This window comes from Actinokineospora diospyrosa, from assembly GCF_024171925.1.
In the GTDB taxonomy this organism is placed as follows: domain Bacteria; phylum Actinomycetota; class Actinomycetes; order Mycobacteriales; family Pseudonocardiaceae; genus Actinokineospora; species Actinokineospora diospyrosa.
In genome coordinates, this window is the sequence record NZ_JAMTCO010000014.1 from 112,237 (window position 1) to 137,175 (window position 24,939).

Consider the following 24,939-nt stretch of genomic DNA (forward strand, 5'->3'; position numbering starts at 1 on the left):
CGTGTCCATGCGACCCGATGCTGTCCGCCGTGTGCTCGACGCCGAGCTGATCGCCGCGCGCGAGCGCCGAGGCGGGGCGCCGCGCGTCCTCGACGTCGGGGGTGGCAGCGGCGTGCTGGCCGTCCCGTTCGCCGTCGACGGCTGCTCGGTCACCGTGGTCGACCCGAGCCCCAACGCGCTGGCCACGCTGCACCGCCGCGCCCAGGAGGCGGGGGTGTCGGACCGGATCACCGCCGTGCAGGGCGACAGCGACGTGCTCGGCGAGCTGGTCAAGCCCGCCTCGGCCGACCTCGTGCTGGCGCACGGGTTGCTGGAGTTCGTCGACGACCCGGTCGCCACGCTGTCGGCCATGGCCGGTGCGGTCGCCCCGGGCGGCGCGCTGTCGGTGCTGGTCGCCAACCGCTACGCCGCGGTGCTGCAGCGGGTGCTCTCCGGCAAGTTGATCGACGCGCGGCGGCTGTTCGACCACGAGACCGGGGCGCTGGGCGTGTCGGGGGAGGCGCTGCTGCGCCGGTTCGACACCGAGGGCCTGCGCGCGCTGCTGACCGGCGCCGGGCTGACCGTCGAGCTGCTGCAGGGCCAGTCCGTGGTGTCCGACCTGGTCGGCGGCTCGGTCCTGGAGAGCAGCCCCGCCGCGGTCGAGGCGCTGGCGGAGCTGGAGGCGCTGGCCGCACTCACCCCGCCGCTGCGCGACATCGCCACCCGGCTGCACGCGGTCGGCCGCGGCTGAGCGGGGACTGTCGGGGCGCTGTGGTTCGCTAAGCCCATGGGGCGCAGCGGCGACCTGCCCAGGGGGCTCGTCGAGCGGTACAAGGCCGGACCGGACGGGTGGCCGGACGACGCCGGGTGCCCGGTGCTGCACGTCGACATGGACGCCTTCTACGCCTCGGTCGAGATCCGCGAGCGGCCCGAGCTGGTCGACCGGCCGGTCGTGGTGGGCGGGGTCGGCCCGCGCGGGGTGGTGTCGTCGGCGAACTACCTGGCCCGCGGGTTCGGGGTGCGCTCGGCCATGCCGACCAGCCACGCGCGCAGGCTCTGCCCGCAGGCGGTGTACCTCCCGCCGACCTTCGCGCTCTACCAAGAGGTGTCCGCCGCCGTGCAGGCGCTGTTCCGCGAGATCACGCCGCTGGTGGAGCCGCTGAGCCTGGACGAGGCGTTCCTCGACGTCTCCGGGGCGCTGCGGCGGTTGCGCAGCACACCGGCGGGCATCGGCGCCGAGATCCGCCGCCGGGTCCGCGCCGAGCAGGGGCTGGTGTGCTCGGTGGGGGTCGGGCCGACCAAGTTCGTCGCCAAGCTGGCCTCCGGGCTGGCCAAGCCGGACGGCATGCTCGTCGTGCCCCGCGGGGAGATCACCGCGTTCCTGCACCCGCTGCCGGTGTCGGCGCTGTGGGGTGTGGGCAAGCGCACGGCCGAGCGGCTCGCCGACGTCGGCCTGGAGCGGGTGGCCGATGTCGCCGCCGCGCCGCTGCCCCGGTTGCGCAGACTGCTCGGCACGGCGATGGCCGAGCACCTGCACGCCCTCGCGCTCGGGCACGACAACCGCGCGGTGGTCCCGGACACCGCCGAGAAGTCCATCGGCGCCGAGGAGACCTTCGAGGTCGACCACTTCGACCGCGACCTGCTGCGCCGGGAACTGCTGCGGCTGGCCGAGCGCACCGCGGCCACCCTGCGCGACCGGGGCCTGCGCGGGCGCACCGTCTCGATCAAGGTCCGGTTCGCCGACTTCACCACCATCAGCCGGTCCAAGACGCTGCCCGTGGCCACCGACGTGACCCAGGAGATCTACCGCACGGCCGCGCAGTTGCTCACCGAGCAGACCCCGCCCGGCGCGGTCCGGCTGATCGGCGTGCGGGTCGAGCAGTTGGGCACCGGCGGGGCCGAGCAGTTGCTCATCGACGCCCCGGCCCAGGGCTGGCGCGAGGCCGACCAAGCGGCGGACAAGGCGCGCACCCGCTTCGGCGCCGCCGCGATCCGACCGGCGGCGCTGCTGGGGGAGCGACCCGGCCGGGTCGGCCGGACCGAACCCCGCCCCGAGCGCTGACCCCTACCCCTGGTCCCCCTGGCGGTCGTGGCGGTCGGTGACCGCTCGCCCACCGGCCGCGTCCGGTTCGTGCCAAGGCCACCCCGGCGCCCACCCGCTCCGGTAGTCCAACTCGAGACCGAGTTGTCGATCACCGGAGGTAGCCCGCCGATGAGCCGCACCCGCACCCTCGCCGCACTCGCCACCAGCACCGCGCTGGCGTGCCTCGCCCTGGTCCCGCTCGCGCCAGCCGCCCAAGCCGCGCCCGCCGCGGTCACCGACCTGGCGCTGGCCACCCGCTGGGCGCCGATCCACTACCAGGACACCGACTCCAGCGACTACGACGCCGACTACCTGACCAAGGTCGACTTCGACGGGGAGTGGAACACCCTCAACAACTGGGAGGCGCAGGACGACTCGCTCGCCCGCCTCACCGGCGCCGCCTACTTCTCCGTCGTGGAGACCGGCACCCACTGGTTCGTGACCTACTCCTTCTACCACCCGCGCGACTGGGAGGACTTCCCCGACCCGCTCAGCCTCTTCACGCACGAGAACGACATGGAGGGCATCCTGCTCACCGTGCGCAAGGACGGCTCCACCTACGGTGCGCTCGAAGCCATGGTCACCGTGGCGCACACCGACTTCTACTCCTACGTCCCCGCGGGCAGTCCTTACGTCAGCGGTCGCGAGAGCGTCGACGGCCCACTGCAACTCCAGACATACAACGGCGCCGCGCACCCCACGACCTTTCAGGAAGCCAAGGGGCACGGCATCTATGCCAAGAACGCTGACCACGCCCCGGACAGTGACGGCGTCGTCTACTACCCGAGCGGAACGGCAGAGGTACCGGCCAGCGGTACGGACAGCTTCGTCGGGTACACCCTGATCGACGTCTTCGCTGCTAGCGGGCTCTGGGCTCGCCGGGCCAACGCGGAGACCTTCGCCTCTTACGGCACCTTCCGCGGAGACAACGGCAAAGACAACGCCGCCAACGCGCCGTGGGGCTGGGACGACGGCAACGACGGCAGTGACATCCCCCGCGGTTTCCTCGCCACCGACCCCGCGTACCTGGTCACGCAGTACTTCAACGGCGAAGGCACCTTCTCCACCGCCTACACGCGAAATTCATACCGTTAGGAGGGTTTGAGACCTCCCGGTAGCGGGTAACAAGCACCAGGGTCCTGCCCCGCGATCTTCTCGCTGTGGGGCGGGGTGGCCGAAGGCACGACCAGTGCGAATCCCACCCCGCTCCACATTTTCCCGTGTCGCGGTACGGTCCACCGCAGTGTCAGGACGGCAGGAGGAAGCGTGTCTGAGCTCGAAACCAGTCCGGTCACCCGCACCCACGGGGTTCGCGACGTCGAGGTCCGGGTGTGGGCCGATGCCGAGCAGGTCCCGCTGCTGCGGTCCTTCGCCGCCGACATCGCCATGCGGATGGACTTCGACCTCGACTCCATCGAGGACCTGCGGATGGCCGTGGACGAGGCGTGCTCGCTGCTGGTGCGCGCCGCCGCCCCCGACAGCGCGCTGCTGTGCTGGTTCGAGCCCGAGGAGCTGGGCATCCGGGTGCGCGTGCGGGTCGACGCCGAACACGGCGTCGCGCCCTCGAGCGACCCCATGGGCTGGCAGATCCTGACCGCGCTCGCCGCCACCGTCACCGAGTCGGTGGACGCCATCGACGGCGGCTATCGCATCAGCGTCGAACTGCTCGCCGTCCCGGGCCCCGCCGAGGTCGATCCCCGGTGAACACGACCCCCGATCCGCAACGCCCGGCCGACAAGGGCGCGGACGGTCACGCCGACCGGTTCCGCGAACTGGCCGCGCTCGACCCCGCCGACCCCAGACGGGCCGCGTTGCGCGGCGACCTCGTCGCCGACCACATGGACCTGGCGCGCAACCTGGCCCGCAAGTTCGACCGGCGCGGTGACCAGTTGGAGGACCTGATCCAGGTCGCCACCATCGGCCTGATCAAGGCGGTCGACCGGTTCGAGGCCGACCGGGGCAACTTCTACGCCTTCGCCATCCCCACCATCATGGGTGAGCTGCGCAGGCACTTCCGCGACACCGGCTGGGCCGTGCGGGTTCCCCGCCAGCTCAAGGAGTTGCACGTCACGGTGGCCGCGGGCCGCAACGAGCTGAGCCAGAAGCTGGGCAGGGCGCCCAAACCGAGCGAGTTGGCCGAGCACTTAGGGCTGACCAAGGAACAGGTGTACGAGGCGCTCGTCGCCAGCGCGGCCAAGCAAGGCACGTCGCTGGACGCGCGGCTGGCCGAGCCAGCCGGGGACCGCTTCGGCTACGAGGACGACCGGCTCGCCGAGGTCGACAACCGCAGGGCACTGGGCCCGCTGCTGGCCGAACTGCCCGAGCGGGAGCAGAAGATCATCGTGCTCCGGTTCTTCCGCGGCATGTCGCAGGCCGACATCGCGCGCCGGGTCGGGGTGTCGCAGATGCAGGTGTCGCGGCTGCTGGCCAAGACGCTCGAGCGGCTGCGCGCCGCTCTCGGCGAGGACACCCTGGCGGGCTGAGGTGCGCCACCCGCTCGCCGCCACCCGCCCGGAAGTCTCCCGACCGGGAGGCTTCCGCTCATCGGGTACTACCGGCTTCGCACTTCGCGCGCGCCTCCGCGGGCACGCGCGACCACCAGGAAAGCTGAGTTCTTCAGGAAGCCGTCGTTCAGGACACGCTTCAGGAAACGCGCAGTGCGCGCCTGCGCTGCGCGATCAGCGTCCGCCGCTCGCCCTCGCCCATCGCACCCCAGATGCCGTAGGGCTCCTGCACGGCGAGCGCGTGCTCGCGGCACTGCTGCAGCACCGGGCAGGCCCGGCACACGGCCTTGGCCCGCTCCTCGCGCGCGTGCCTGGCCGGGCCGCGCTCGGCGTCGGGGTGGAAGAACATCATGCTGTCCGACCCCCGGCACGAGCCGTTGAGCTGCCAGGCCCACTCGTCGGAGACGGGCTTCGGAAGACGGGTGATCTCGGCCATGGCGCTTACCTCCTCGGTGCCCGCTCCGCACAGCGGGTTCGACCGGGAACTACCCCCGGCTCCGACGGCCGAAACGGCCCAGGGCAACACCGGCCATCCGGCCCAAGCGAGCACCCGGCGGACGGCGCGTCCACCGGGCAGGCCATTACTGTGACCACGGCGTGGACGGCCGTGCGCGAGCGCGGCGACACGCCGCGGTGAGGAAGGACCGATAGTGGAGATCAACAGCGAGGGCACCGACCCGGTCGTCGTCTCGGTCACCGGTGAGGTTGACCTGGCCACCGCGCCCCAGTTGGAGCAGGCGCTCGACGCCGCGCTCGGCGTGGCGGGCAGCAGCGGCGTGCGGGTGGACCTCTCGGCGGTGGAGTTCATGGACTCGGCCGGGCTGCGGGTGCTCGTCGCCGCGCTGCGCAAGGCCGAGGACAGCGACCGCGCCCTGGTGCTCGACGCCCCGCACGAACGGGTGCGCCGGATCATCGAGATCACCGGTCTCGCCGAGGTGTTCGGCCTCGCCGGGTCCCCCGGTCAGGGCACGACCTGATCGGCGGCTGATTCACCCGACCGCCCCCGGGGTACCTCACCCGGCGTGAACACTGAGGTCGTGGCCGTGGCCCCCACCCCCAAGGGGCACGCTGTGGGAAGCGGTGGGGGTGGGCCGGTGCGCAGGGGCACCCGTGGTCCGGCCGCGGTGCGGTATCGATGGCGCGCAACCCGCGCTCGAGGGGTGGTGGCAGGTGACGTGAGCGAGGCGGCGGCTACTGAACGGGTGCTCAGGCTGAGTACCCGGTTGCCACCGGCCACCACCTCGGCGGGGGAGGCCCGCGACTTCGTCGGCACCGCCCTGAGGTCGTGGTCGGTGGCCGAGGAGCTGGTGTGCGATGTCGTGTTGGCGACCTCCGAGTTGGTCACCAACGCCATCGAGCACAGCGGTGGCGACATCCGGGTCGAGCTGTCCCTGGCGGGGGGCCGGGTACTGCTGCGGGTCGGCGACGACGCCGAGGCGACGCCGGTGCGCAAGGCACCGAGCCTGCTCTCGGAGCGCAGCAGGGGACTGACCATCGTCGCGGCGATGAGCCTCGCCTGGGGGCACGAGCCAGACGGCGACGGCAAGTGGGTGTGGGCTGAGTTCGCGCAGGTGGGGGCCAACCTGAGCTCGGATGCGGGCGAGGACGTGCGTGGCGGAGCGAGCGGGTACGCGCGCGAGTCGGCGGCGTCCTTGTCGGGGGACAACTAGTACGGTGGATCGCGTCAGCACTCGCCGAACGGGAAGCGTGGCGTGACCATGGCCGGACCGAAGTCGATCGCGGGGACCGCCCCGGCGGCCCCACCGCCGCTGGGCGCGCACACCGCGCACGCACCGACCGAGCACCAGTTGCTCGACCAGGCCAGGCAGCGCGCGTCCCTCGCCGGGGAGATCACCAGCCAGCTGGCCGGGTCGCTGAACCTGCGCCGGACGATCCTGCGGTTGTTCGCGCTGATCACCCCGGAGCTGGCCGACTGGGCGATGCTCGCCATGGTCGACCACCGCACCGGCCGGGTCGCCCTGCACGGCGGCCACGACCACACCTTCGCCACGACGGTCGACCGCGACCGCACCGAGGACCTCGGCGTCGGCCGGGTGCTGCGCTCGGGGCAGAGCGAGTTGCTGCACGTGGCGCTGGCGCCGGAGGGGCAGACGCCCACCGCGGACGGCCTCGACAGCATGATCCCGCACGACGCGCTGCGCGCCGAGGCCACCGCGCTGCGGCCCGCCGACGTGCTGGGGCTGGCGCTGACCGCGCGGGGCACCACCGTCGGCATGCTCGTGCTGGTCCGCGGCGCCGGGCGCGGCTTCCCCGAGGACGACGTCGCGCTGGCCGAGCAGATCGCCGGTCGGGCCGCGATGGCGCTGGACTCCGCCCGGCTCTACGAGGACCGCAACCGGGTCGCGTCGGTGCTGCAGGCCAGCCTGCGCCCGCCCGCGCTGCCGCGGGTGCCCGGGCTGCGGTTGGCCGCCCGCTTCCGCGCTGCGGCCGAGCACCTCGACATCGGCGGCGACTTCTACGACGTGCACGGCTCCGAACGCGACTGGCTGCTGGCCATCGGCGATGTCTGCGGCAAGGGCGTCGAGGCCGCTGTGCTCACCGGTCGCGCTAGGCAGAGCATCCGCACCGCCGCGCACTTCGACCGCAGCCCGCGCGGGGTGCTGGCCGCGCTCAACGCCGTGCTCTACGAAGAGGAGTCGGACAAGTTCGTCACCGCCGTGTGCGCGCGGGTCCGCCCCGCCCCCGACAGCCGCACGGCCGAGGTCGACCTCGCCGCGGCGGGCCACCCGGCGCCGCTGGTGCTGCGCGCCGACGGCACCGTGGAACAGGTCGACGTGGCCGGGACCGTCGCCGGTGTGCTGCCCGAGGTCGGCTACCAGGAGACCACCATCGCGCTCGGGCCAGGCGACACGATGCTGATGTTCACCGACGGCATCTACGAGGCCCGCGGCCCCGAGGGCTTCTACGGGCTGGACCGGGTGATCGGCCTGCTGCCCGCCTACGCCGGTGCCGGGCCGGAGGCGGTCTGCGAGGCGTTGGAGCAGGACGTGGTCGAACACCTCGGCGGCCGCGCCCACGACGACATGGCCCTGTTCGCCGTGGCCTGCGGGAGGTAGCGCGGCGGTGACAGTGCTCGACCCCGTTCTCGACGCCCTTGCCCGCTACGACGGCGCCCTCGCCTCGGTCGACGCCGACAGAGCCGTCGACCTGGTGGAGGGCCTGCTCGACGACGGCGTGGACCCGGTCACGGTGCTGGTCGACGTCATCGCCTCCGCCCAGCGCACCGTCGGCGACCGCTGGCAGCGCGGCGAGTGGACCGTCGCCGAGGAACACGCCGCCACCGCGGTGTCGGTGTCGGCCACCGAGGCCGTCGCCCGCCACGTCCGCCGGACCCCCGCGACCCGCGGCCGCGTCGTGGTCGCCTGCGCGGAACGGGAGTGGCACGCCCTCCCGGCCATGATCGTCGGCACCGCGCTGCGCGCCAACGGCTGGGACATCACGCTCCTCGGCGCCTCGACCCCGCCGGTGCGGCTGAGCCAGTACCTGCACGACCTCGGGCCCGACGCCACCGCCGTGAGCTGCTCGGTCCTCGGCGCGCTGCCCACGACCCGCCGGTTCATCGAGGCCAGCACCGCCGCGGGGATCCCGGTCGTGGTCGGCGGCTCCGCCTTCGGCCCCGACGACCACCGCGCCAAAGCCCTGGGCGCCACGGCGTGGGCCTCAGGCGCCCGCGAAGCCGTCGCGGCCGTCCGGTCGTTGCCGACCGTCGTCCCCGCCGCCGACCCGGTGAACGGCTCCGCCGCCGCCGAGCAGGCCGCGATGGAACTGGCCCACCACCGGCTCGTCACCAGCCTGCGCGAACGCTGGTCGCTGGCCGCCCAGATCGTCACCACCGAACGCCTCCCGCTCGACAGCGTCCACTCCGTCGCCGCCGACGTGGTCAACCAGGCGCTGCACGCGGTCTGGGCCGCCCTGCTCACCGACGACCCGCGCGCCCTGTCGCACACGGCCGCCTGGGTGGCCGACCTGCTCGCCGCCCGGGCCGTCGAGCCGACCCTGGTCGGCGAACTGGGCCGCCTGCTCGCCCGGGACCTGCGCGACTACCCCCTCGCCAGGGCCCTCGTAGAACACCACTGGACAGCCACGACTGGATCCCGATGACCGAGTTCTCCCACACCACCACCGAGACCCCCGATCGCGTCGTCGTCAGCGTCACCGGGGAGTTGGACACCCACACCTCGATCGGGTTCAAGCAGGCCCTGCTGGACCTGGTGGCGGCGAACGAAGAGGTCGTGGTCGACCTGGGCGGCCTCACCTTCATCGACTCCAGCGGCCTGAGCGTGTTCATCGCCGCGCACAAGCGGACGCTGGGCCGCGACAAGCGGGTGCTGCTGGACCGGGTGCCCGGGTTCCTGGCGCGGATCCTCGCGATCACCGGTCTCGGTCAGGTCATCCCGGTCCTGGGTGCCGCCGAGAACGGGTTGCCCCAGCGGTAAAACGCCATGCGGGGCGGCGCGGCCACCGGCTGTCGACCGCCGGCTACGTTCCCCGGGAATCCGATCTTCGGGGGTGTCGCGGGTGCAGCGCCAGACCTGGGCGGCCGGTGCGGTCACGGTGGTCAACATCGGGGTGGCGATCGCGGTCAACCTGCTCACCACCAACTGGAGTTGGGTGCTGTTCGCCCTGCTCGCTGCTCTTGGCGCGCTGTGGGCCGGTTTGGAGATCTGGCGTTCTTCCTCGCAGCAGCCTGGCCGAGTCGCCGCTGCGGTGCCTATAGGCGTCGACGGCTTCGTGCCGCGACCGGAGTTGACCGACCAGATCGTGCGAGCCCTGCTCTCTGGCGGTAAGAAGCGGGTCGGCATCACGACAACGCTGGCTGGCGCGGGCGGTTTCGGTAAGACGACCCTCGCCGCGGCGGTGTTGCCCTTGCCGCAGATCAAGACGGCGTTCCCGGACCAGTACTGGGTCACCGTCGGCCAGGAGATGCACGGCGCCGCGCTCGCCGACGCCGTCAACGACGTGATCGAGCAGGTGACCGGGCGCAGGCCCGGGTTCACCAGCCCCGAACAGGCCGGACTGCACCTGGCGGGTCTGCCGGGCGAGCGGAACCCGTTGCCGCTGCTCGTGGTCGACGACGTGTGGACTGCCGATCAGCTGCGGCCGTTCCTCAACGCGGCCCGGCACTGACAGCTCGGTTGTGGTCCACGACCCCGAGACAGCGGCACCCGTGACGACGTTGCGGTTCGGGCGCTATGCCCGAGGTCTGGCCGCGGTCGGGTCGGACACCCTGGTGGTAGGTGAGATCGAGGAGTTCTTCGTCTGCCACCGCAACGATTGGCGGGCGTCGCGGTCGGTGTTCCTCCCGGACGGCTGGAACGTGGCGGCTGTTGCCTCGGCCGCGGGCCTGGTCGTGGCGGTGGAGAGGCGAACGAACACCGCTGCGGGCGTGTGGGACATCGACCACTGGTCGTCGCCCACCTACGCGAAGATCTCCGAGGGCGTGCGGCAGCTACCGGGGCCACCTGCTCCACCAACCCGACCACGCCGCGGGGGTGCCCGCCGCGGGCCGACGGGATCATTGGCACTGGCCCCCGATGGAACCTGGCTGGCGGTCCGCCACGGCCAGCGCCTCGACGTCGTGCACCCGCGGACCTGGGAACCACTCGCGTCGTGTGAGCCCGAGGCGGCCTTGCGGATGCTCCCGTCACCCGACGGGACACGGCTGTTGCTGCTGCTCACGCGACGGCGGGCACGCATGCTCGACACCGCCACCTGGCAAGTCGACGCCGGGTTCGGGACCGTTGAAGGGGCGGAGCGGTGGGAGGACATCGCCTGGTCGCCGGACAGCTCCATGCTGGCCACAGTCGCCAACGACCGCGCGGTGCGGGTGCACGACAGCCGGGATTGGCGGGTCCTCGCGGAGTTCCCGGTCGACGGTGAGCTCAGCGCGATCACCTGGGTGACAAGCGAGCGGGCTCGTGGCGGTGGGTGGGCGCGGCGTGTACTGGCTGGCCTACACGCCGGGGGAGGGGCCCTAGAAATGGCTCAGCGCCGACTCCAAGGTGCTGGGGTCGGCGCGCGGCCTGTGTGGGGGACCTGCTGAGGGGTGGTTAACGCTCCTCGTCGAAGCGCTTCTTGAAGCGCTCCTCCATGCGTTGGGAGAACGAGCTCCGGCGGTGGTGGGCGGTCGCGCCGCCTCCCCCGCCGGGGGACTCTTGACCTGACTCCGGTTCGGAGCCGCCCTGGCGCAGGGCCGTCAGCGTCAGCAGAGCACCGACGAACATCACCAGGAAGCCGAGCAGGCTCACCACGGGGATACCAGCCGGTTTGAACGGCAGCATCACACCGAGCACGAGGAGGGCGACACCCAGCACGAACAGGGCGATGCCTTGCAGCCTGCGCCGTCGCGACGGCTTGCGCAGGCGGGCTCCTCGGACGGTGGAGGCGAACTTGGGATCCTCGGCGTAGAGCGCGCGCTCGATCTGGTCGAGCAGTCGCTGCTCGTGCTCGGAGAGTGGCATATGTTCCTCCTCCGGCACAGCGGTCGCGGGCGCCGGGCGATCACGGTTGCCGCCGGACCCGGCGGGCACCCCTCGGTGGAGGTGTCGCCTCCAGGATACGGGGCGTTTCCCCCCGCGACTACCCGATCCCGGATCACGACGCGGTCGCTCTCCCGGAGTCCTCCTTCCGGGGTAGTCGATCCTGGTCGTGGCCGCGCTGCGCGTCCTGGCGATCTCGCTCGGCACCCGAGGCGATCGGCGCGGCGACCAGCGGGTCCGGGATGGCGAACGCCCCGACCAACACCGCCGCGTGCGGGCGGAGGTGTCGGCACAGGTCGTTCACCGCCCCGGTGACGGCCTTGGCCTTCGCGGTGCTCACCCGACCGTGGCCGAGGAACCAGTCCAGGTCGGCCTCGACGGTGCTGAGCACGTGCAGGTCGCAGACCCGGCCCAGCAGGGCGGCCGCGTCCGGGTCGGCGCACCGGTCGACCGCGGCGACGAACGCCTCCAGCACGACCCGCTCGATGTGCACCCGCGCTGCCCGCAGCACGTGGTCCTGCGCGGCGTTGAACACCTCGAACGCGTCCGCGCCCGGCTCGCCCGCGCGCCGCAACCGGCGCGCCAGCGTGTCGAGGACGTGCTTCTCCCGGTCTTCGAACAGCCGCAGGTGCCAGCCCCGGTCGAGCAGGTCGGCGTCCTCGTCCCGAGCGGTGACCGCACCCACCAGCCGTTCGATCAGCGACCGGGCCGCCGTGCGCTCGATCACCGTGCCGACGAACTGGTCGGCGATGAACCGGGCCATCCCGACGCTGCCCAGCTCGTGCAGGTGCTGCTGGTAGCCGGTGAGCAGGCCCTTCGCGACCAGCTGGGACAGCACGGTGTTGTCGCCCTCGAACGTGGTGAACACGTCCGTGTCGGCCTTGAGCTGGGGCAACCGGTTCTCGGCGAGGTACCCGGCGCCGCCGCAGGCCTCGCGGCAGGTCTGGATGGTGTGCGTGGCGTGCCAAGTCGTGGCCGCTTTGAGACCCGCGGCGCGTGACTCCAGCTCGCGTTGGCGGTGGTCGTCGGTGGTCAGCTCGTGGAGCGTGGTGACCAGTTCCTCTTGGGCGAAGTGCAGTGCGTAGGTGGTCGCCAGCGCGGGTAGGAGCTTCCGCTGGTGCGCCAGGTAGTCGAGCAGCACCACTTCGTCATCGCTGTCGGGCCTGGTGAACTGGCGGCGCTCTAGGGCGTATCGGATCGCGATCGTCAGGGCACTCTTGGTAGCGCTACCTGCCGCCCCCGCCACACTGATCCGCCCGCGGATAAGAGTGCCGAGCATCGTGAAGAACCGTCGCGAGTCACCCTCGATCGGACTGGAATACGTCCCGTCCTCGGCGACGTCGCCGTACCGGTTGAGCAAGGCATCCCGAGGTACGCGCACTTGGTCGAACCAGATGCGACCGTTGTCGACCCCGTTCAGTCCCGCCTTACGCCCGCAATCCTCGATAGTGATGCCGGGCAGCGTTAGCCCTGCCTCGTCGCGCAGCGGCACCAGGAGCGCATGCACCCCGTGCTCGGAACCCCCGGCGATCAACTGGGCGAACACGACCGCGATCCGCCCGTCGCGGGCCGCGTTGCCGATGTACTCCTTGCGCGCCGCCTCGTGCGGGGTGTGGACGACGAACTCGCCGGTCGCCGGGTCGTAGGTCGCGGTGGTCCGCAGGTGCTGGACGTCGGAGCCGTGGCCGGTCTCGGTCATCGCGAAGCAGCCGGGCAGCCGCAGCTCGATGATGTCGCGCAGGTACCGGTCGTGGTGGCGCTCGGTGCCCAGCGCCTCGACCGCCCCGCCGAACAGCCCCCACTGCACCCCGGCCTTGACCATCAGCGACAGGTCGCCGAAGCCGAGCATCTCGAACGAGGTCAGCGACCCGCCCAGGTCGCCCTCGCCGCCGTGGCTGACCGGGAAACCGACCCGGGGGTAGCCGGACTTGGCCAGCTCGTGCAGCTCGGCGAAGACCTGCTCGCGGTGCTGCTCGGTGGTCAGGTCGTAAGTGGCGGGGGAGGGCAGCGCCGCCATCCGGACCCGGGCCTCGCGCCGGACGTGGGCCCAGCGGCCGTCGAGCAGGTCGGTCAACACCGCCGGTGCGACGGGTTGGCTGGCCGGGATGGGCATGCGGGTCCTCCTCCAGCGGTGGGGTGCCTCGACGCTAGTGCGGTGACAGGTGGCGCGCCGGTTGTGCGGGACCGCGCCGGGTGCGATACCTATGGCCCATGGACCCCGTCGCGGCGTTGAAGCAGATCGCGCTGTACCTGGAGCGCGCGGGCGAGGCGACCCAGAAGGTGCGCGCGTTCCGCCGGGCCGCCGCGCGCGTCGCCGAGATCGACGCCGCCGAACTGCGGGCCAGGGCCACCGCCGGGACGCTCACCGAGATCCCCGGCATCGGCAACACCATCGCCCTGGTCGTCGCCGAGTCGGTCCTGGGCGGCGAACCCAGCTACCTGGTCAAGCTCGCCGGGACCCAAACCGCCCCGGTCGCGGGCGGCGGCGCCCTGCGCGCGGCCCTGCGCGGCGACTGCCACACCCACTCCGACTGGTCCGACGGCGGCAGCCCCATCCGCGAGATGGCGGAGGCGGCGATCGCGCTCGGCCACGAGTGGATCGTGCTCACCGACCACTCACCCCGCCTGCGCGTCGCCCACGGCCTCAGCGCCGACCGCCTGCGCCGCCAGCTGGAACTGGTCGCCGAGCTGAACGTGGAGCTGGCGCCGTTCCTGATCCTCACCGGCATCGAGGTCGACATCCTGCTGGACGGGTCGCTGGACCAGGAGGAGGACCTGCTCGCCGAACTGGACGTGGTCGTCGCCAGCGTGCACTCGAAGCTGCGCATGCCCAAGGCCGAGATGACCGAGCGGATGCTCACCGCCGTGGCCAACCCGCACGTGGACATCCTCGGCCACTGCACCGGTCGACTGGTCGTCGGCAAGGGCCGCCCGGAGTCGGAGTTCGACCCCAGAGCGGTGTTCTCCGCCTGCGCCGCCCACGGCGTCGCCGTCGAGATCAACTCCCGCCCCGAGCGCCTCGACCCACCCCGCCGCCTCCTGCGCGAAGCCGCCGACCTCGGCTGCGACTTCGCGGTGAACACCGACGCGCACGCCCCCGGCCAACTCGACTGGCTCCCCTTCGGCTGCCAACGCGCCGAGGAGTGCGGCATCGGCCCGGACCGCGTGATCAACACCCGCACCGCCGACGAGCTGCTCACCGCCATCGCCGCGCGATAACCGGCAACCGGGGATGGGGCCACCCACGCCGCCCCGTGTGCGAAAGTTGACCCATGGCGCTGCGGCAGGTGGACGAGGTAGCCGAGACCGAGGTGGCCGCCCGAGCCCTGGGCCTGGTCCTCACCAGGGCGAACACGGACGTGTACCCGAAGGTGCCGCCGATGCAGCTGCGCGCGCTGCACTTCGTGGAGTCCCTGGAACCGGTCAACCTGACCCGGCTCACCGAGGAACTCGGCACCATCCCGTCCTCCACCAGCCGCCTCTGCGACCGCCTCCAATCAGCAGGCCTCCTCGACCGCCGCCCGGCCACCACCGACCGCCGCGAGGTCGAGATAGTCCTAACCCTCCCCGGCCGAGAACTCCTAGACCGCCTCCGAGCCGCCCGCCGAGCCGACCTGGCCCAAGTCCTAGCCGCCATGCCACCGCAATCCCGAGCCGCCCTCCTCCACGGCCTCCGCGAATTCACCGCCGCCTCTCAACACCGCTCCCCAGTCACCACCTAGCCCCCGGTTTCCTCTTTCGCCGAGGCCTTTCGCATCCAGCCCCACCCGACCTCCTAGCTACCGGTCGCGTGCCTCTAGGGCCCCTCTCCTTTGATGCGGAGTCGACCCTCAGAAATCATCAACGCATTCCCCCTGCCCGACCCCGCCCCGCTTAAGCACCTCCGCGCGCCCCGAAGTCGTTGGCACCAATCCACCCCTCGACTCCGCTAGACATCAGGAGTCTCTGGTGCCATCCCACCCTCCGCCAGGTCCGCCCCAACCCACCTAGCCGACCCCTGGACACTCGAAAGCCGCTGGGTTCTGCTTGCCCCGCAAGATCATCTGCCACAAGAGCCCCCGATATACAGCCTAACGAGGACCCTGACAGAACCGGGCCAGCGACCAATGCCTGTGGACAACAGAACACGTTGTGGACAACCGCCCACCAGCCCAGCCCCTGAACACTCAAAAGCCAACGTGTCAGCCCAACCCTGTCAGATCCGCCCCAACCCACCTGATCAGCCATTGGACACTCGGACCCGGCGGTGCCAACCCAACTGCCGTCAGGTCCGCCCCAACCCACAGTGCCAACCACTGGACAGTCGGACCCGTCGGTGCCATCCCAGCCCGCCCTCGTCAGCCCACTTTCCCAGCGCCTGGACAGTCGGAGTCGCTGGTGCCAGGTGCTCGATGGGGTGGACCTGTTTTGTGTGGGGGAGCGGCACCCGTAGCGTTTCCGCGCGGCAGGGCCTGCTTTTGGGCCCCTGCTTTGCGGTTCTGCGTCGGGTGTCGTAGGGGCCCCGCGCAAAACAGGTCCACCGCATCGAGCAAAGCTCGAAAGTCGCGGATCGGGCCCGATGTTGCCGCCAGGCAACGAGGCGTCCGATCCCGGGTCGCGATGCCGAAGGCGAGCCGACCCCGAAAGCCACCGAACCCCTTCCCCCGCACTCCCAACCACGGCCTACGCCAAGATCAATCTGATCGAAAGCCCCCAAATACACAGCTTACCGTTCAGCGCCGACACAACGGGAGCGGCGAACGGAGCCTGTGGACAGCCAGAACCGTTGTGGACAACCAAATCACCCACAACCAGCCCCGCATGATCAACTAAACCAAGAGCCCCCGATATACAGCCTACCGAGAACGCCCGACAAACCGGAACCAGCGAACAACGCCCTGTGGGCAACCGAACCCGTTGTGGACAACCGAACGCGTTGTGGACAACCGAACGCGTTGTGGACAACTGAAACCGTTGTGGACAACAGAAGACGTTGTGGACAAGCAGGGAGAACTACTCCCCCCGTCCCTTCTTCCGAGGCGCCACAACCGATCGCGGTAGCAATCGTCCCCGCCAATCCAGCGGCGACGATTTCCGCATCCCTGATACCACCTCATCGAACGCCCGTGCCAGTTCCGGATCCCGCTCCGAGCGTCCTCCATACCAAGACCGCTCCACCGAGTTCACCACCGTCCGCAGGGCCTGCTTGCTCCCCTCATCCAGACTGTGCTCCTTGGCCAACCGCCGAGCCGCAGTCCGGACCGTGTCCGTGTCGGACGTCTCTGCCCCGCGGTCCCAAGACTCCGCCATAAGCTCTGTCCACGCCGCAGTAGCGGCATCGTCCGGACCAGCCATGGCAGTCCTTCGCTGACGGCGATACAAGTCGCGTACGGCAGCAGGGATTGCGGATAGCGCAAGAACCACGAACAACCCGCTGAGCCACCAAGAGAGCAGCGACAGCAAGAACACTCCAGCCAAGAATCCGGCTGTAAGAGCGAACGTGCGCGTGGATGAGATGCGGCGGGTGGTGGTGAGACTTACGAGCAGCACGGCGATAAGACCTAGGCCGATCCCTGCCCATGCCTGCCAGGGCCAACCCTGGTCGCCTTGGGCTCGTTGGCCTAGGTTGCCAGCTTGCTGGTCTGGGTCTGGGCGGTCGCTTCGGGGGGCGGCCGTTGTGGAGGCTGAGTTGCTTGGCAGCTTCTCGGTGCTCACGGTGGTTGACGGGCCGGTGCTGGGGTCGGCGCTGACGTAGGGGGGTTCGTAGGTGCGGCCGTCGGCCAGGGGGGTGGGGTCGAAGGTGACCCAGCCCTGGCCGGGGAAGAAGATCTCGACCCACGCGTGGGCGTCCTGGGTGGTGATGGAGCGGTAGTCACCGGACAGGAAGCCCGCCGTGTAGCCGATGGCGACGCGGGAGGGGAGGCCCGCTGCTCGAGCGAGGATGGCCATCGCGGAGGCGTATTGCTCGCAGAAGCCGGTCTTGGAGTTGAACAGGAACTCCTTGAGCGCGTCCTCGTCGCTGGTCAGTGCCGTCTGGGTTTTGTACTGGAAGCCGTTGGACGTCTCGAAGTGCTTCTTGAGGGCCAGCGCCTTGTCGAACGCCGACGCCTGGCCGTTGGTGATCAGCTTCGCCAGGGTCACGACCTCCGGATCGATGCCGTCGGCCACCAGGTAGCCCGGGTCGATCTCGTCGTAGTCGCCCTCCGCCTGCCGCAACTGGTCGGCGGTCGGCTCGCTCAGGTCGGCGTCCTCGATGTAGCGGTCGAGCTTGCGCATGCTGTGCGAGAACACCATGCCGCCCGCCTGGTCGTAGAACATGCCGTCGGGCAGGTCGCGCAGGTTGCGGGGGTTGCCGTAGATCGGCGCCCACAGGTCCTCGTAGTTGACCGGCTCGATCTCGATCCGGGTCTCCTGGCCGCCACCCCGGTCACCCGGCGCGGGCGGCATGCCGAGACCGGCCGGGACATCGCTGGGCAGGGCGTCGGCGGCGACCCAGCCGCCGTTGCGGTCGAAGCGGGGGAGGGTGATCGCGCGCAGGTAGCGGCTCTGGTTGCCCAGGCCGCGCACCCGCAGCAACTCCACGTTGTTGCCCTGGTCGAGCATGCCGCGCAGCTTCGTGAACGGCTTCAACGCCAGACCACCGCCGCTGCCACCGCCGTTGCCGCCGCCCGGGAGGCTGCCGACCGTGCCGATGCCGGTGATCAGCGCACCCGCGAGCAGGCCGAGCGCCAGCGCCGAGGACACCATCACGACCGGCGACCCGACACCGGTCCCGGTGCTGGGCAGCGCGGGCCGGTTGCGCCACAACCGGTGCCGGTGCGTCCCGTCCACGGCCAGCAGCACCGCGAACGAACTCGCGCCCAGCACGAACGACCACCAGGGCAGCAGCTCGTCGGCGAGCGAGGCGGGCACCGCGTAGACGCACAGCAGCACCAGACCGCACGCCGCCGGGGCGCCCGCAGCGACCGCCAAGGTGTCGACCAGCACCGCGACCAGCCCGATCGCGATTACTACCAGGCACAGCACCGGTCTCGTCTCGGCCACCGGCGGCACACCCGTGCGCACCGCCTCCACCGAGTCGCCCAGCACCGCGCCGAGATCGCTCAACGCCTCCGGGCCGGGGAAGATCCCCAGCACCCCGCTGTCGGTGAACAACGCGACCAGCAACAGCAGCAGCGAGAACAGCTGCGCGATGCCCACCACCAGCGTCGGCGCCCGCATCGCGCGCAGGCCGAGGCCCACCGCGGCCACCACGATCACCGCGATCCCGGCGTGCCCCAGCCAGCGCGCCCCCGAGATCACCCCGGAGAGCGCGGTCGAGGCGCACAACGTCGTCAGCGCGGCGACCACCGGGGTGACCGTGGTCGACCACTGCGCCTGCGCCGTCGGCACTGGTTGCTCGCTCATGTCCCGGCTCCCGCGATCATCGTGTCCCCGCGCCGGTTGCCCGTTCGGCAGACCCCGGCCCAGACCTGGGTCATCGGCGCGTCCGGCCGGGCGATCGTGACGCCCCAGCCCGCCCCGCTGAGCAGCGTCGCCGCCGCGGTCGGGTCCACCTCCGGGCCGTCGCCCGCGCCCCACGCCGGGGTGTCGAGCAGCACCGCGAGGCTGCGCGTGCCCCGGGTGCGGTAGCGGATGAGCTGGCTGACCGACTCCGGCGTCGCCGCGCCCAGGATCGCGATCAGCTCCTGGCCGTGACCGGGGTCGGCCGGGCAGGAGATGTCGCGCTGGTGCACCGGCTGCAGCGCGGCCAGCGCGTCGAGCACCGCGTCGTCGCTGTGCGCGCCGTCGCCCGCGTCGCTGACCAGGACGCCGCCGGTCTCGGTGACCAGCCGGATCTGGTGGCCGTGCCGGTGCAGGTGCACGCAGACGCTCGCCGCGAAGGACACCGCCCACTCCAGGCTCGACCCGGCGCCGGTGCCGCGGTGCCCGCCGACCCGGCGGTCCAGCAGCACCGTCGTGCCGCCGCGCCAGGGGCTCTCCTCGACCCGGACCATCATCTCGTCGCGCTTGGCGGTCGAGCGCCAGTGCACCTTCCGCAGGTCATCGCCCTGCCGGTAGGGCCGCACCACCGCGTCGTCCTCGCCCTGGCCCGCGTTGAGCCGCACCGAGCCGTCGTCACCCGAGCCGAGGCCGGACCCGCCGGGTACCCCGGACAACCGCACCACCCTGGGCACCACGACCAGCCGCGACGACCCAGCCAAGTCGCGCTCGAACTCGGCCAGGCCGAACGGGTCGGTGACCGTCGCCTTCAACGGCCCGATCTGCTGGATCCCGCGCAACATCGGCTGCAGCGTGTAACGCAGCTGCGTCCCGGTGTTGCGGGGGAGGTGCTCTATGAGGAACCGCGGCTTCCCGCCGAGCGCGTAAGGCACGCCGTCAGAGACAAGAAGGCCGACCGTAGGAAGCCTGCCCGTGCTCCGGACAGACAGCACTACCTCGGTGCGACCCCCCACCGGCACCCGCACAGGAGATATGTGTCGCTGGGCGCTTAGCCCTACCCGCGAAACCGCGGTCAACACGCACACGAGCAGCGGTAACGCCACGACGAACACGGACACGCGCATCAGGTCGCGCTCGTTGAGCACGATCGAGCACAGCGCGGCGGCGAGCCCGGCCGCGATCAGGCACCGTCCACGGGTGGTCAGACCCGACAGGGCTCCGCGCATCCGATGCCCCCTAGCGCCCGCGGTTCCCGGTCCACTGCGCGCCACCCACGTCCGGGGTGGCCTGCGGCACCGGGACCCGCTGGAGCAGGCCGCGGATGAGGTCGGCGGGGGAGCGGCGCGACGCCTGCGCCTCGGGGGTCAGCACCAGCCGGTGCGCCAGCACCGGGATGGCCACCACGTGCAGGTCGTCGGGGACCACGAAGTCCCGCCCGGACAGCGCGGCCTGGGCGCGCGCGGCCCGCACCAGGTGCAGCGTCGAGCGCGGCGATGCGCCGATGCGGATCTCCGAGAGCCGCCGGGTCGCCGACACCAGCTCCACCGCGTACCGGCGGACCTCCTGGGCGATCTGGACCGTGCGCACCGCCTCGATCAGCCCGCGCACCTGGTCGGCGTCCGACACCGGGCGCAGCGTGGCCCACACGTCGTGGCCCGCGTGCTCGTCGACCATGGCCAGCTCGGCCTGCGGGTCCGGGTAGCCGATCGATACCCGCGCGGTGAACCGGTCGCGCTGGGCCTCGGGCAGGGCGTAGGTGCCCTCCATCTCGATCGGGTTCTGCGTCGCGATCACCATGTACGGCGAGTCGAGCGTGTAGGTGTTGCCGTCGACGGTGACCTGGTGCTCCTCCATGCACTCCAGCAGCGCCGACTGGGTCTTGGGCGAGGCCCGGTTGATCTCGTCGCCGACCACGATGTTGGCGAACACCGGGCCGGGCCGGAACTCGAACTCGTTGGTCTGCCGGTTGAAGATGGAGACGCCGGTCACATCGCTGGGCAGCAGGTCCGGGGTGAACTGGATGCGGCTGACCGAGCAGTCGATGGAGCGCGCGAGCGCCTTGGCCAGCGAGGTCTTGCCGACCCCCGGCACGTCCTCGACCAGCAGGTGCCCCTCGGCGAGCAGGGTGACCAGCGCGATGCGCACCACCTCGGGCTTGCCGACCAGCACCCGCTCCACGTTCTGCGCGATGCGCTGCGCGGTGGCGTGCAGGTCGTCGAACCGGCCGGGGTGGCGCTGGTGGCCCTGGTCGTGCTGCGGGCCGGGACCGACCTGCGACCCCTGCCCGACCTGCGGTCCGTGGCCACCCGGGGCGCCCGGCTGGGCCGGGTACGCCCCGTTCTGCCCCGCGAACGGTTCGCCGCCCGGTGCTCCGTAGGGGTTGCCCGGCAGTGCGGCATGCGGGGTGCTCGACGTCACGCGACCTCCTGGTGTTCCTCGGCGGCAGTCCGCTCCCGCCGCCGCCCGGTCCGGGCGCGGTCGGGACGGCGCGCGGCGGCCCGCCCCCCACGTGCTCGCCCGCCACGCCAGCGTGGCCGCGACAGCCTGCCATGGAGTGTGTCAAACGAGGGCGAAGTACCCAACGGTTCGACCCGGCCAACCTGACCGGCGCCGAGGCCGCGCCCGGTCCGCGCCAAGGATAGGCCGCCCCCGCGGCCGGTGGCCCCCGCCGGGCGCCGCCGCCCGCCATGTGGATCTTGTCACGGGTCGGTGCGCGTGGGCGGACCGGGCGGCCCCGATCGTCCGGGTGGCCGCCGCGCCCACCCGCCGGGATGACACTCGGTGATCGATCGGCGACGGCGCGAGCGTTACCCGAATGGGTGAGTCCGCGCGGCGCCCCCACGGCGCCCCACCTGCGGGCCCCCGAGTTCCCCACATCACCCCACATATGGCGTTGACATGCGGTTCGGGCCGCTATAGCTGACCCATTTGTCCGTTATCAACGTCCATTGTGGCTCGTCCGGCGCGGGTGGGTCCCCACCACCCCCCACGGTGAACCCACCGGCCCTAGCTGCGGAAACGCGGATCGCCCCGGTCCGAATCCCGCGTGATTCGCGTTGACTGTGGTGAAAAGTGGGGTACTGTGGCGCCAAGTGGGGCAGACGGGGGCCTCATGGCCGATCCGTTCGGTTCGGTGGGGAGGTGGGTGTCGGATGTTCCTCGGCACGCACACCCCCAGGCTCGACGACAAAGGGCGGCTCACACTGCCCGCCAAGTTCCGGGAAGCGCTCGCGGGTGGGTTGATGGTCACGAAGGGTCAGGATCACTGCCTCTACGTGTTCCCACGCGCGGAGTTCGAGGAGATGGCACGCAAGGTCGCCGCGGCCCCCCTGACGAACGAGGCGGTCCGCGCCTACCAGCGGTACCTGTTCGCCGGAACCGACGAGCAGCGACCCGACGGGCAGGGGCGGATCGCGGTCGCGCCCGAACTGCGCAAGTACGCGGGACTCACCAAGGACTGCGTGGTCATCGGCGCGATCACCAGGTTGGAGATCTGGGACGCCCAGGCGTGGCAGACCTACCTGGACGAACACGAGGACAGCTACTCCCAAGCCCGGGAGGAGGTCCTGCCCGGCGTGTTCTGACGTGGGACGTGGAACGCGGGTGCCGTGAGGCCTCGGTCCGCTCGCCTTCGGCCCTGACACACCTTCCCCGGTGCCAGGTCCGACGAGCGGGCGGGGACCTGGCGGCACCCGGTCGCGTTCCGGGAGATGTGGTGCGGAGAGGGGTGGTTGCCATGGCGGCGCGGCGCGCGTCCGGTCGGTCTGGTCGCGTGCAGAGGTCTGGTCGCGTGTGTGAGGTCCGTGTGTGTGAGGCCGAGGTGAGCTGGTGACCGAGCGCCCCCGTCACGACCCCGTTCTGCTGCGCCGGGTGCTGGAGTTGCTGCACCCCGCGCTCGCCGACCGCCCCGCCGTCCTGGTCGACGCCACCCTCGGGCTCGGCGGCCACTCCGACGCACTGCTCTCGGCCCACCCCCAGCTCACCTTGGTCGGCCTCGACCGCGACCCCAACGCCCTCGCCCTCGCGGGCGAGCGGCTCGCCCGCCACGGCGACCGGGTGCACCTCGTGCACACCGTCTACGACGGACTCCCCGACGCGCTGGTCGGCCTGGGACTGTCGCGTGTGGATGGCGTGCTGTTCGACCTCGGCGTGTCCTCGATGCAGCTCGACGTCGCCGAGCGCGGCTTCGCCTACGCCAAGGACGCGCCGCTGGACATGCGCATGGACCAGACCACCGGCCCGACCGCCGCCGACGTGCTCAACGAGTACTCGGCCGGTGACCTCGCCAGGGTCCTGCGCGAGTACGGCGAGGAGCGCTTCGCCGCCCGCATCGCCCGCGCCGTGGTCGCCGAACGCGACCGCGAGCCGTTCACCACCAGCGCCCGGCTGGTGGAACTGCTCTACGCCGCGGTCCCGGCCGCGAGCAGGCGCACCGGCGGCCACCCCGCCAAGCGCACCTTCCAGGCGCTGCGCATCGAGGTCAACGCCGAACTCGACGTCCTGCGCCGCGCCGTGCCCGCCGCGCTCGCCGCGCTGTCGGTCGGCGGCCGGATCGTCGTCGAGGCCTACCAGTCGCTCGAGGACCGGATCGTCAAGCGCGCGATCACCGACCTGGCGAGGTCGACCGCGCCGCACGGCCTGCCCGTGGAGCTGCCCGAACACGCACCCCAGCTGCGCCTGCTCACCCGAGGCGCCGAGGTGGCCGACGAGACCGAGGTCGCCGCCAACCCCCGCGCGCAGTCGGTCCGACTCCGCGCAGCCGAACGCGTCCGGGAGGCCCCATGACCGCCCCACCGAGCAGTACCGGCCGCCTGCCCGCCCAGTCCCGCCGCACCGCCGACCCGGACGACCTCGTCGGCGGTACCGCCGCGCCCACCGAGCAGCGCCCCACCCGCCGTCCCCGCCGCACTGGAACCCCCAGCACCGATACCGACCGCCCGACCGCGGGCAGCTCCCGGGTGGCCGACCCCGACACCACGGACCGGTCCCGTCGCGCCACCCGCCGCACCGCCGACCCGGCCGACCACGACGCCGGTACCGCCGAGCCGGACTCCGCGCGCCGTCCCCGCCGCTCCGCCACGCACAGCACCGACACCGACACCACGGACCGCGACCGGGCTGCCCGCCCCCGCCGCACCGGCGACGACCCGGCCGCCAAACCCCGGCGCCGGTCCACCCGGTCCGCGAGGTCCACCACGTCCGACAGGGGCACGGCGACCGGCAAGCCCACCGCGTCCGGCAGCCCCACGGTGACCGGCAGGCCCGCCAGGTCCAGCCAGCCCACCGCCTCCGGCAAGCCCGAGGCGTCCGGCAAGGCGACCACCACCGGCAGGGCCACGGCCACCGGTCGAGCCACCGCCACCGGCAGGCCGACCGCTTCCGGCACGGCAACCGCCTCAGCCCGCTCCGGCGGGCCCACCGCCCGGGCGTCGTCGTCCGGCAAGGCGTCGTCCGGCAAAGCCGCGCGCCCAAGCAGGTCCACGGCGTCCAGCCGCGCCGGGGCCGCCACCGCGGAGCCCGCAGGCCAGGTGGACCTCCTCGAGGCCCCCACCAAGCCCCGCCGCGCCGACCGCACCGCGCAGCGCCCGCGCACGGCCGCCGCCGAACGCGCCTACGCGCGCCGAGCCCACCGCGACGGCGTCCGCCCGCACACCTCCTCCGCTGCCGCGGCGACGGAGGAAGCCAGCTCCGGCCGCGCCTCGTTCGTGGTCCTGATCATCGTTCTCCTCGCGGTCGGCGTGGCGGCCACCCTGTGGCTGACCACCCAGGCCATCGCCGACTCGTTCCGCCTCGAGTCCGCCAAGCGGGAAACCACCCGCCTCGCGGAGGAAGCCGCCCAACTCCAGCAGGACGTCACCCACCAAGAGGCCGCCCCTGCTCTCGCCGAGCGGGCCCGAGCCCTGGGCATGGTCCTCGCGGGCGACGCCGCCTGGCTCCGCCTCAAGCCCGACGGCACCGTCGAACTGGTCGGCACCCCCAAGGCGGCCGAGGCCCCCGCCCCGGCCGCCACCGCACCCCCCGCAGCCGACGCGGCGGTACCCCCCGCTGCCGACCCCGCCACGGGCCAGACCAACGCCGGTCAACCGAACACGGGCCAACAGCCCCCCGCAGCAGGCCAGGCGGTCCCCGCCCCCGGGCAGACCGCGCAGCCAGTCGGCCCCAACCAGCCCCGAATCGACACCGGCACCCAGCCCACCGAGGGCACGCCAGGCACCACCAACCAGCCACCGGCGGGCGGCGGCTGATGCCCGCCCGCCGCTCGGCGACCGCGAGTCCGGAACCCCCCCGGACCAGGCACCGCCGAGCCGGGCGACCTGACTCCGCGTACCCGCCCGACCCACACAGCGCTGCCACCCCCCGCAGCGCCGCTGTTCCGAGCCCCACCCCAGCCGCCCTAACCGGCCGCGTGTTCGCGCCCATCGAGCCGGACACCGCGCGCCCCACCCGATCC

At 72.1% G+C, this 24,939-nt stretch carries 23 protein-coding genes; 17 read left to right on the top strand and 6 right to left on the bottom strand.

Going from position 1 to position 24,939, the window contains the following annotated elements:
• The first annotated feature begins 7 nt into the window (after positions 1 to 7).
• The 5 genes from LV75_RS26735 (at position 8) to LV75_RS26755 (ending at position 4,545) form a co-directional block, all read left to right on the top strand.
• Positions 8 to 730, top strand: a complete 723-nt coding sequence (locus tag LV75_RS26735; protein WP_253889806.1) for a class I SAM-dependent methyltransferase — start codon at positions 8 to 10, stop codon at positions 728 to 730.
• A gap of 36 nt (positions 731 to 766) precedes the next feature.
• Positions 767 to 2,041: a DNA polymerase IV gene (locus tag LV75_RS26740; protein WP_253889807.1), complete on the top strand. Its 1,275-nt coding sequence runs from the start codon at positions 767 to 769 to the stop codon at positions 2,039 to 2,041.
• Between the two features lie 150 nt (positions 2,042 to 2,191).
• Complete coding sequence (locus tag LV75_RS26745; protein ID WP_253889808.1) at positions 2,192 to 3,157, top strand: hypothetical protein; 966 nt, start codon at positions 2,192 to 2,194, stop codon at positions 3,155 to 3,157.
• A gap of 171 nt (positions 3,158 to 3,328) precedes the next feature.
• Positions 3,329 to 3,766 carry an ATP-binding protein gene (locus LV75_RS26750; protein WP_253889809.1) on the top strand — a complete coding sequence of 146 codons (438 nt, stop codon included), beginning with the start codon at positions 3,329 to 3,331 and terminating at the stop codon, positions 3,764 to 3,766.
• Complete coding sequence (locus LV75_RS26755) at positions 3,763 to 4,545, top strand: SigB/SigF/SigG family RNA polymerase sigma factor (RefSeq protein ID WP_253889810.1); 783 nt, start codon at positions 3,763 to 3,765, stop codon at positions 4,543 to 4,545. Before LV75_RS26750 ends, LV75_RS26755 begins: the two co-directional genes overlap by 4 nt.
• Positions 4,546 to 4,705: 160 nt before the next feature.
• Here LV75_RS26755 and LV75_RS26760 read toward each other — a convergent pair whose 3' ends face one another.
• A complete protein-coding gene (locus LV75_RS26760) occupies positions 4,706 to 5,002 on the bottom strand; it encodes a WhiB family transcriptional regulator (RefSeq protein ID WP_253889811.1) in 297 nt (98 codons plus the stop codon).
• A gap of 214 nt (positions 5,003 to 5,216) precedes the next feature.
• Here LV75_RS26760 and LV75_RS26765 point away from each other — a divergent pair, with 214 nt between their 5' ends.
• The 7 genes from LV75_RS26765 (at position 5,217) to LV75_RS26795 (ending at position 10,630) form a co-directional block, all read left to right on the top strand.
• The gene (locus LV75_RS26765; RefSeq protein ID WP_253889812.1) at positions 5,217 to 5,543 is read left to right on the top strand and encodes an STAS domain-containing protein; all 327 of its coding nucleotides are present in this window, start codon (positions 5,217 to 5,219) and stop codon (positions 5,541 to 5,543) included.
• 198 nt (positions 5,544 to 5,741) lie between these two features.
• Positions 5,742 to 6,236: an ATP-binding protein gene (locus LV75_RS26770; protein WP_253889813.1), complete on the top strand. Its 495-nt coding sequence runs from the start codon at positions 5,742 to 5,744 to the stop codon at positions 6,234 to 6,236.
• 48 nt (positions 6,237 to 6,284) lie between these two features.
• A complete protein-coding gene (locus LV75_RS26775; RefSeq protein ID WP_253889995.1) occupies positions 6,285 to 7,643 on the top strand; it encodes a PP2C family protein-serine/threonine phosphatase in 1,359 nt (452 codons plus the stop codon).
• Between the two features lie 7 nt (positions 7,644 to 7,650).
• A complete protein-coding gene (locus LV75_RS26780) occupies positions 7,651 to 8,688 on the top strand; it encodes a cobalamin B12-binding domain-containing protein (protein WP_253889814.1) in 1,038 nt (345 codons plus the stop codon).
• The gene (locus tag LV75_RS26785) at positions 8,685 to 9,023 is read left to right on the top strand and encodes an STAS domain-containing protein (RefSeq protein ID WP_253889815.1); all 339 of its coding nucleotides are present in this window, start codon (positions 8,685 to 8,687) and stop codon (positions 9,021 to 9,023) included. The genes LV75_RS26780 and LV75_RS26785 overlap by 4 nt, the downstream gene beginning before the upstream one ends.
• An 82-nt stretch (positions 9,024 to 9,105) precedes the next feature.
• Positions 9,106 to 9,714, top strand: a complete 609-nt coding sequence (locus LV75_RS35650) for an NB-ARC domain-containing protein (protein WP_253889816.1) — start codon at positions 9,106 to 9,108, stop codon at positions 9,712 to 9,714.
• Between the two features lie 40 nt (positions 9,715 to 9,754).
• A complete protein-coding gene (locus LV75_RS26795) occupies positions 9,755 to 10,630 on the top strand; it encodes a hypothetical protein (protein ID WP_253889817.1) in 876 nt (291 codons plus the stop codon).
• Positions 10,631 to 10,637: 7 nt separating this feature from the next.
• Here the strand turns inward: LV75_RS26795 and LV75_RS26800 are convergent, their stop codons facing one another.
• Entirely contained in the window at positions 10,638 to 11,048 is a 411-nt protein-coding gene (locus tag LV75_RS26800; RefSeq protein WP_253889818.1) for an SCO2097 family morphological protein, read from the bottom strand.
• Positions 11,049 to 11,181: 133 nt separating this feature from the next.
• On the bottom strand, positions 11,182 to 13,179 hold the full coding sequence (locus LV75_RS26805; RefSeq protein WP_253889819.1) for an acyl-CoA dehydrogenase family protein: 1,998 nt from the start codon (positions 13,177 to 13,179) through the stop codon (positions 11,182 to 11,184).
• Positions 13,180 to 13,277: 98 nt separating this feature from the next.
• Between LV75_RS26805 and LV75_RS26810 the strand changes: the two genes are divergently transcribed.
• Together LV75_RS26810 and LV75_RS26815 are read left to right on the top strand one after the other, a co-directional pair.
• The gene (locus LV75_RS26810) at positions 13,278 to 14,285 is read left to right on the top strand and encodes a PHP domain-containing protein (protein WP_253889820.1); all 1,008 of its coding nucleotides are present in this window, start codon (positions 13,278 to 13,280) and stop codon (positions 14,283 to 14,285) included.
• A gap of 53 nt (positions 14,286 to 14,338) precedes the next feature.
• Positions 14,339 to 14,788 carry a MarR family winged helix-turn-helix transcriptional regulator gene (locus LV75_RS26815; RefSeq protein WP_253889821.1) on the top strand — a complete coding sequence of 150 codons (450 nt, stop codon included), beginning with the start codon at positions 14,339 to 14,341 and terminating at the stop codon, positions 14,786 to 14,788.
• 1,270 nt (positions 14,789 to 16,058) lie between these two features.
• Here LV75_RS26815 and LV75_RS26820 read toward each other — a convergent pair.
• Genes LV75_RS26820 through LV75_RS26830 form a run of 3 tightly spaced genes read right to left on the bottom strand, consistent with a single transcriptional unit; the run spans position 16,059 to position 20,699 of the window.
• Positions 16,059 to 18,452: a transglutaminase TgpA family protein gene (locus LV75_RS26820; protein ID WP_253889822.1), complete on the bottom strand. Its 2,394-nt coding sequence runs from the start codon at positions 18,450 to 18,452 to the stop codon at positions 16,059 to 16,061.
• On the bottom strand, positions 18,449 to 19,714 hold the full coding sequence (locus LV75_RS26825; protein WP_253889823.1) for a DUF58 domain-containing protein: 1,266 nt from the start codon (positions 19,712 to 19,714) through the stop codon (positions 18,449 to 18,451). The genes LV75_RS26820 and LV75_RS26825 overlap by 4 nt, the downstream gene beginning before the upstream one ends.
• A gap of 10 nt (positions 19,715 to 19,724) precedes the next feature.
• The gene (locus LV75_RS26830; RefSeq protein ID WP_253889997.1) at positions 19,725 to 20,699 is read right to left on the bottom strand and encodes an AAA family ATPase; all 975 of its coding nucleotides are present in this window, start codon (positions 20,697 to 20,699) and stop codon (positions 19,725 to 19,727) included.
• Between the two features lie 941 nt (positions 20,700 to 21,640).
• On the opposite strand from LV75_RS26830, the gene mraZ reads away from it, so the two are divergent.
• The 3 genes from mraZ to ftsL all read left to right on the top strand — a co-directional run bounded on the left by mraZ (position 21,641) and on the right by ftsL (position 24,733).
• The gene (mraZ, locus tag LV75_RS26835) at positions 21,641 to 22,072 is read left to right on the top strand and encodes a division/cell wall cluster transcriptional repressor MraZ (protein WP_204455291.1); all 432 of its coding nucleotides are present in this window, start codon (positions 21,641 to 21,643) and stop codon (positions 22,070 to 22,072) included.
• Positions 22,073 to 22,316: 244 nt separating this feature from the next.
• A complete protein-coding gene (rsmH, locus tag LV75_RS26840) occupies positions 22,317 to 23,273 on the top strand; it encodes a 16S rRNA (cytosine(1402)-N(4))-methyltransferase RsmH (protein WP_253889824.1) in 957 nt (318 codons plus the stop codon).
• Positions 23,270 to 24,733 carry a cell division protein FtsL gene (gene ftsL, locus LV75_RS26845; RefSeq protein ID WP_253889825.1) on the top strand — a complete coding sequence of 488 codons (1,464 nt, stop codon included), beginning with the start codon at positions 23,270 to 23,272 and terminating at the stop codon, positions 24,731 to 24,733. Before rsmH ends, ftsL begins: the two co-directional genes overlap by 4 nt.
• Positions 24,734 to 24,939 lie beyond the last annotated feature (206 nt).

What these genes read in the sequence shown, in the direction of transcription:
- LV75_RS26825 (WP_253889823.1), bottom strand. Translation starts at nt 19,714, where the DNA reads ATGCGCGGAGCCCTGTCGGGTCTGACCACCCGTGGACGGTGCCTGATC.
- LV75_RS26740 (WP_253889807.1), top strand. Translation starts at nt 767, where the DNA reads ATGGGGCGCAGCGGCGACCTGCCCAGGGGGCTCGTCGAGCGGTACAAG.
- LV75_RS26735 (WP_253889806.1), top strand. Translation starts at nt 8, where the DNA reads ATGCGACCCGATGCTGTCCGCCGTGTGCTCGACGCCGAGCTGATCGCC.
- LV75_RS26810 (WP_253889820.1), top strand. Translation starts at nt 13,278, where the DNA reads ATGGACCCCGTCGCGGCGTTGAAGCAGATCGCGCTGTACCTGGAGCGC.
- ftsL (WP_253889825.1), top strand. Translation starts at nt 23,270, where the DNA reads ATGACCGCCCCACCGAGCAGTACCGGCCGCCTGCCCGCCCAGTCCCGC.
- LV75_RS26785 (WP_253889815.1), top strand. Translation starts at nt 8,685, where the DNA reads ATGACCGAGTTCTCCCACACCACCACCGAGACCCCCGATCGCGTCGTC.
- LV75_RS26800 (WP_253889818.1), bottom strand. Translation starts at nt 11,048, where the DNA reads ATGCCACTCTCCGAGCACGAGCAGCGACTGCTCGACCAGATCGAGCGC.
- LV75_RS26760 (WP_253889811.1), bottom strand. Translation starts at nt 5,002, where the DNA reads ATGGCCGAGATCACCCGTCTTCCGAAGCCCGTCTCCGACGAGTGGGCC.
- LV75_RS26775 (WP_253889995.1), top strand. Translation starts at nt 6,285, where the DNA reads ATGGCCGGACCGAAGTCGATCGCGGGGACCGCCCCGGCGGCCCCACCG.
- LV75_RS26805 (WP_253889819.1), bottom strand. Translation starts at nt 13,179, where the DNA reads ATGCCCATCCCGGCCAGCCAACCCGTCGCACCGGCGGTGTTGACCGAC.
- LV75_RS26815 (WP_253889821.1), top strand. Translation starts at nt 14,339, where the DNA reads ATGGCGCTGCGGCAGGTGGACGAGGTAGCCGAGACCGAGGTGGCCGCC.
- LV75_RS26820 (WP_253889822.1), bottom strand. Translation starts at nt 18,452, where the DNA reads ATGAGCGAGCAACCAGTGCCGACGGCGCAGGCGCAGTGGTCGACCACG.
- LV75_RS26745 (WP_253889808.1), top strand. Translation starts at nt 2,192, where the DNA reads ATGAGCCGCACCCGCACCCTCGCCGCACTCGCCACCAGCACCGCGCTG.
- mraZ (WP_204455291.1), top strand. Translation starts at nt 21,641, where the DNA reads ATGTTCCTCGGCACGCACACCCCCAGGCTCGACGACAAAGGGCGGCTC.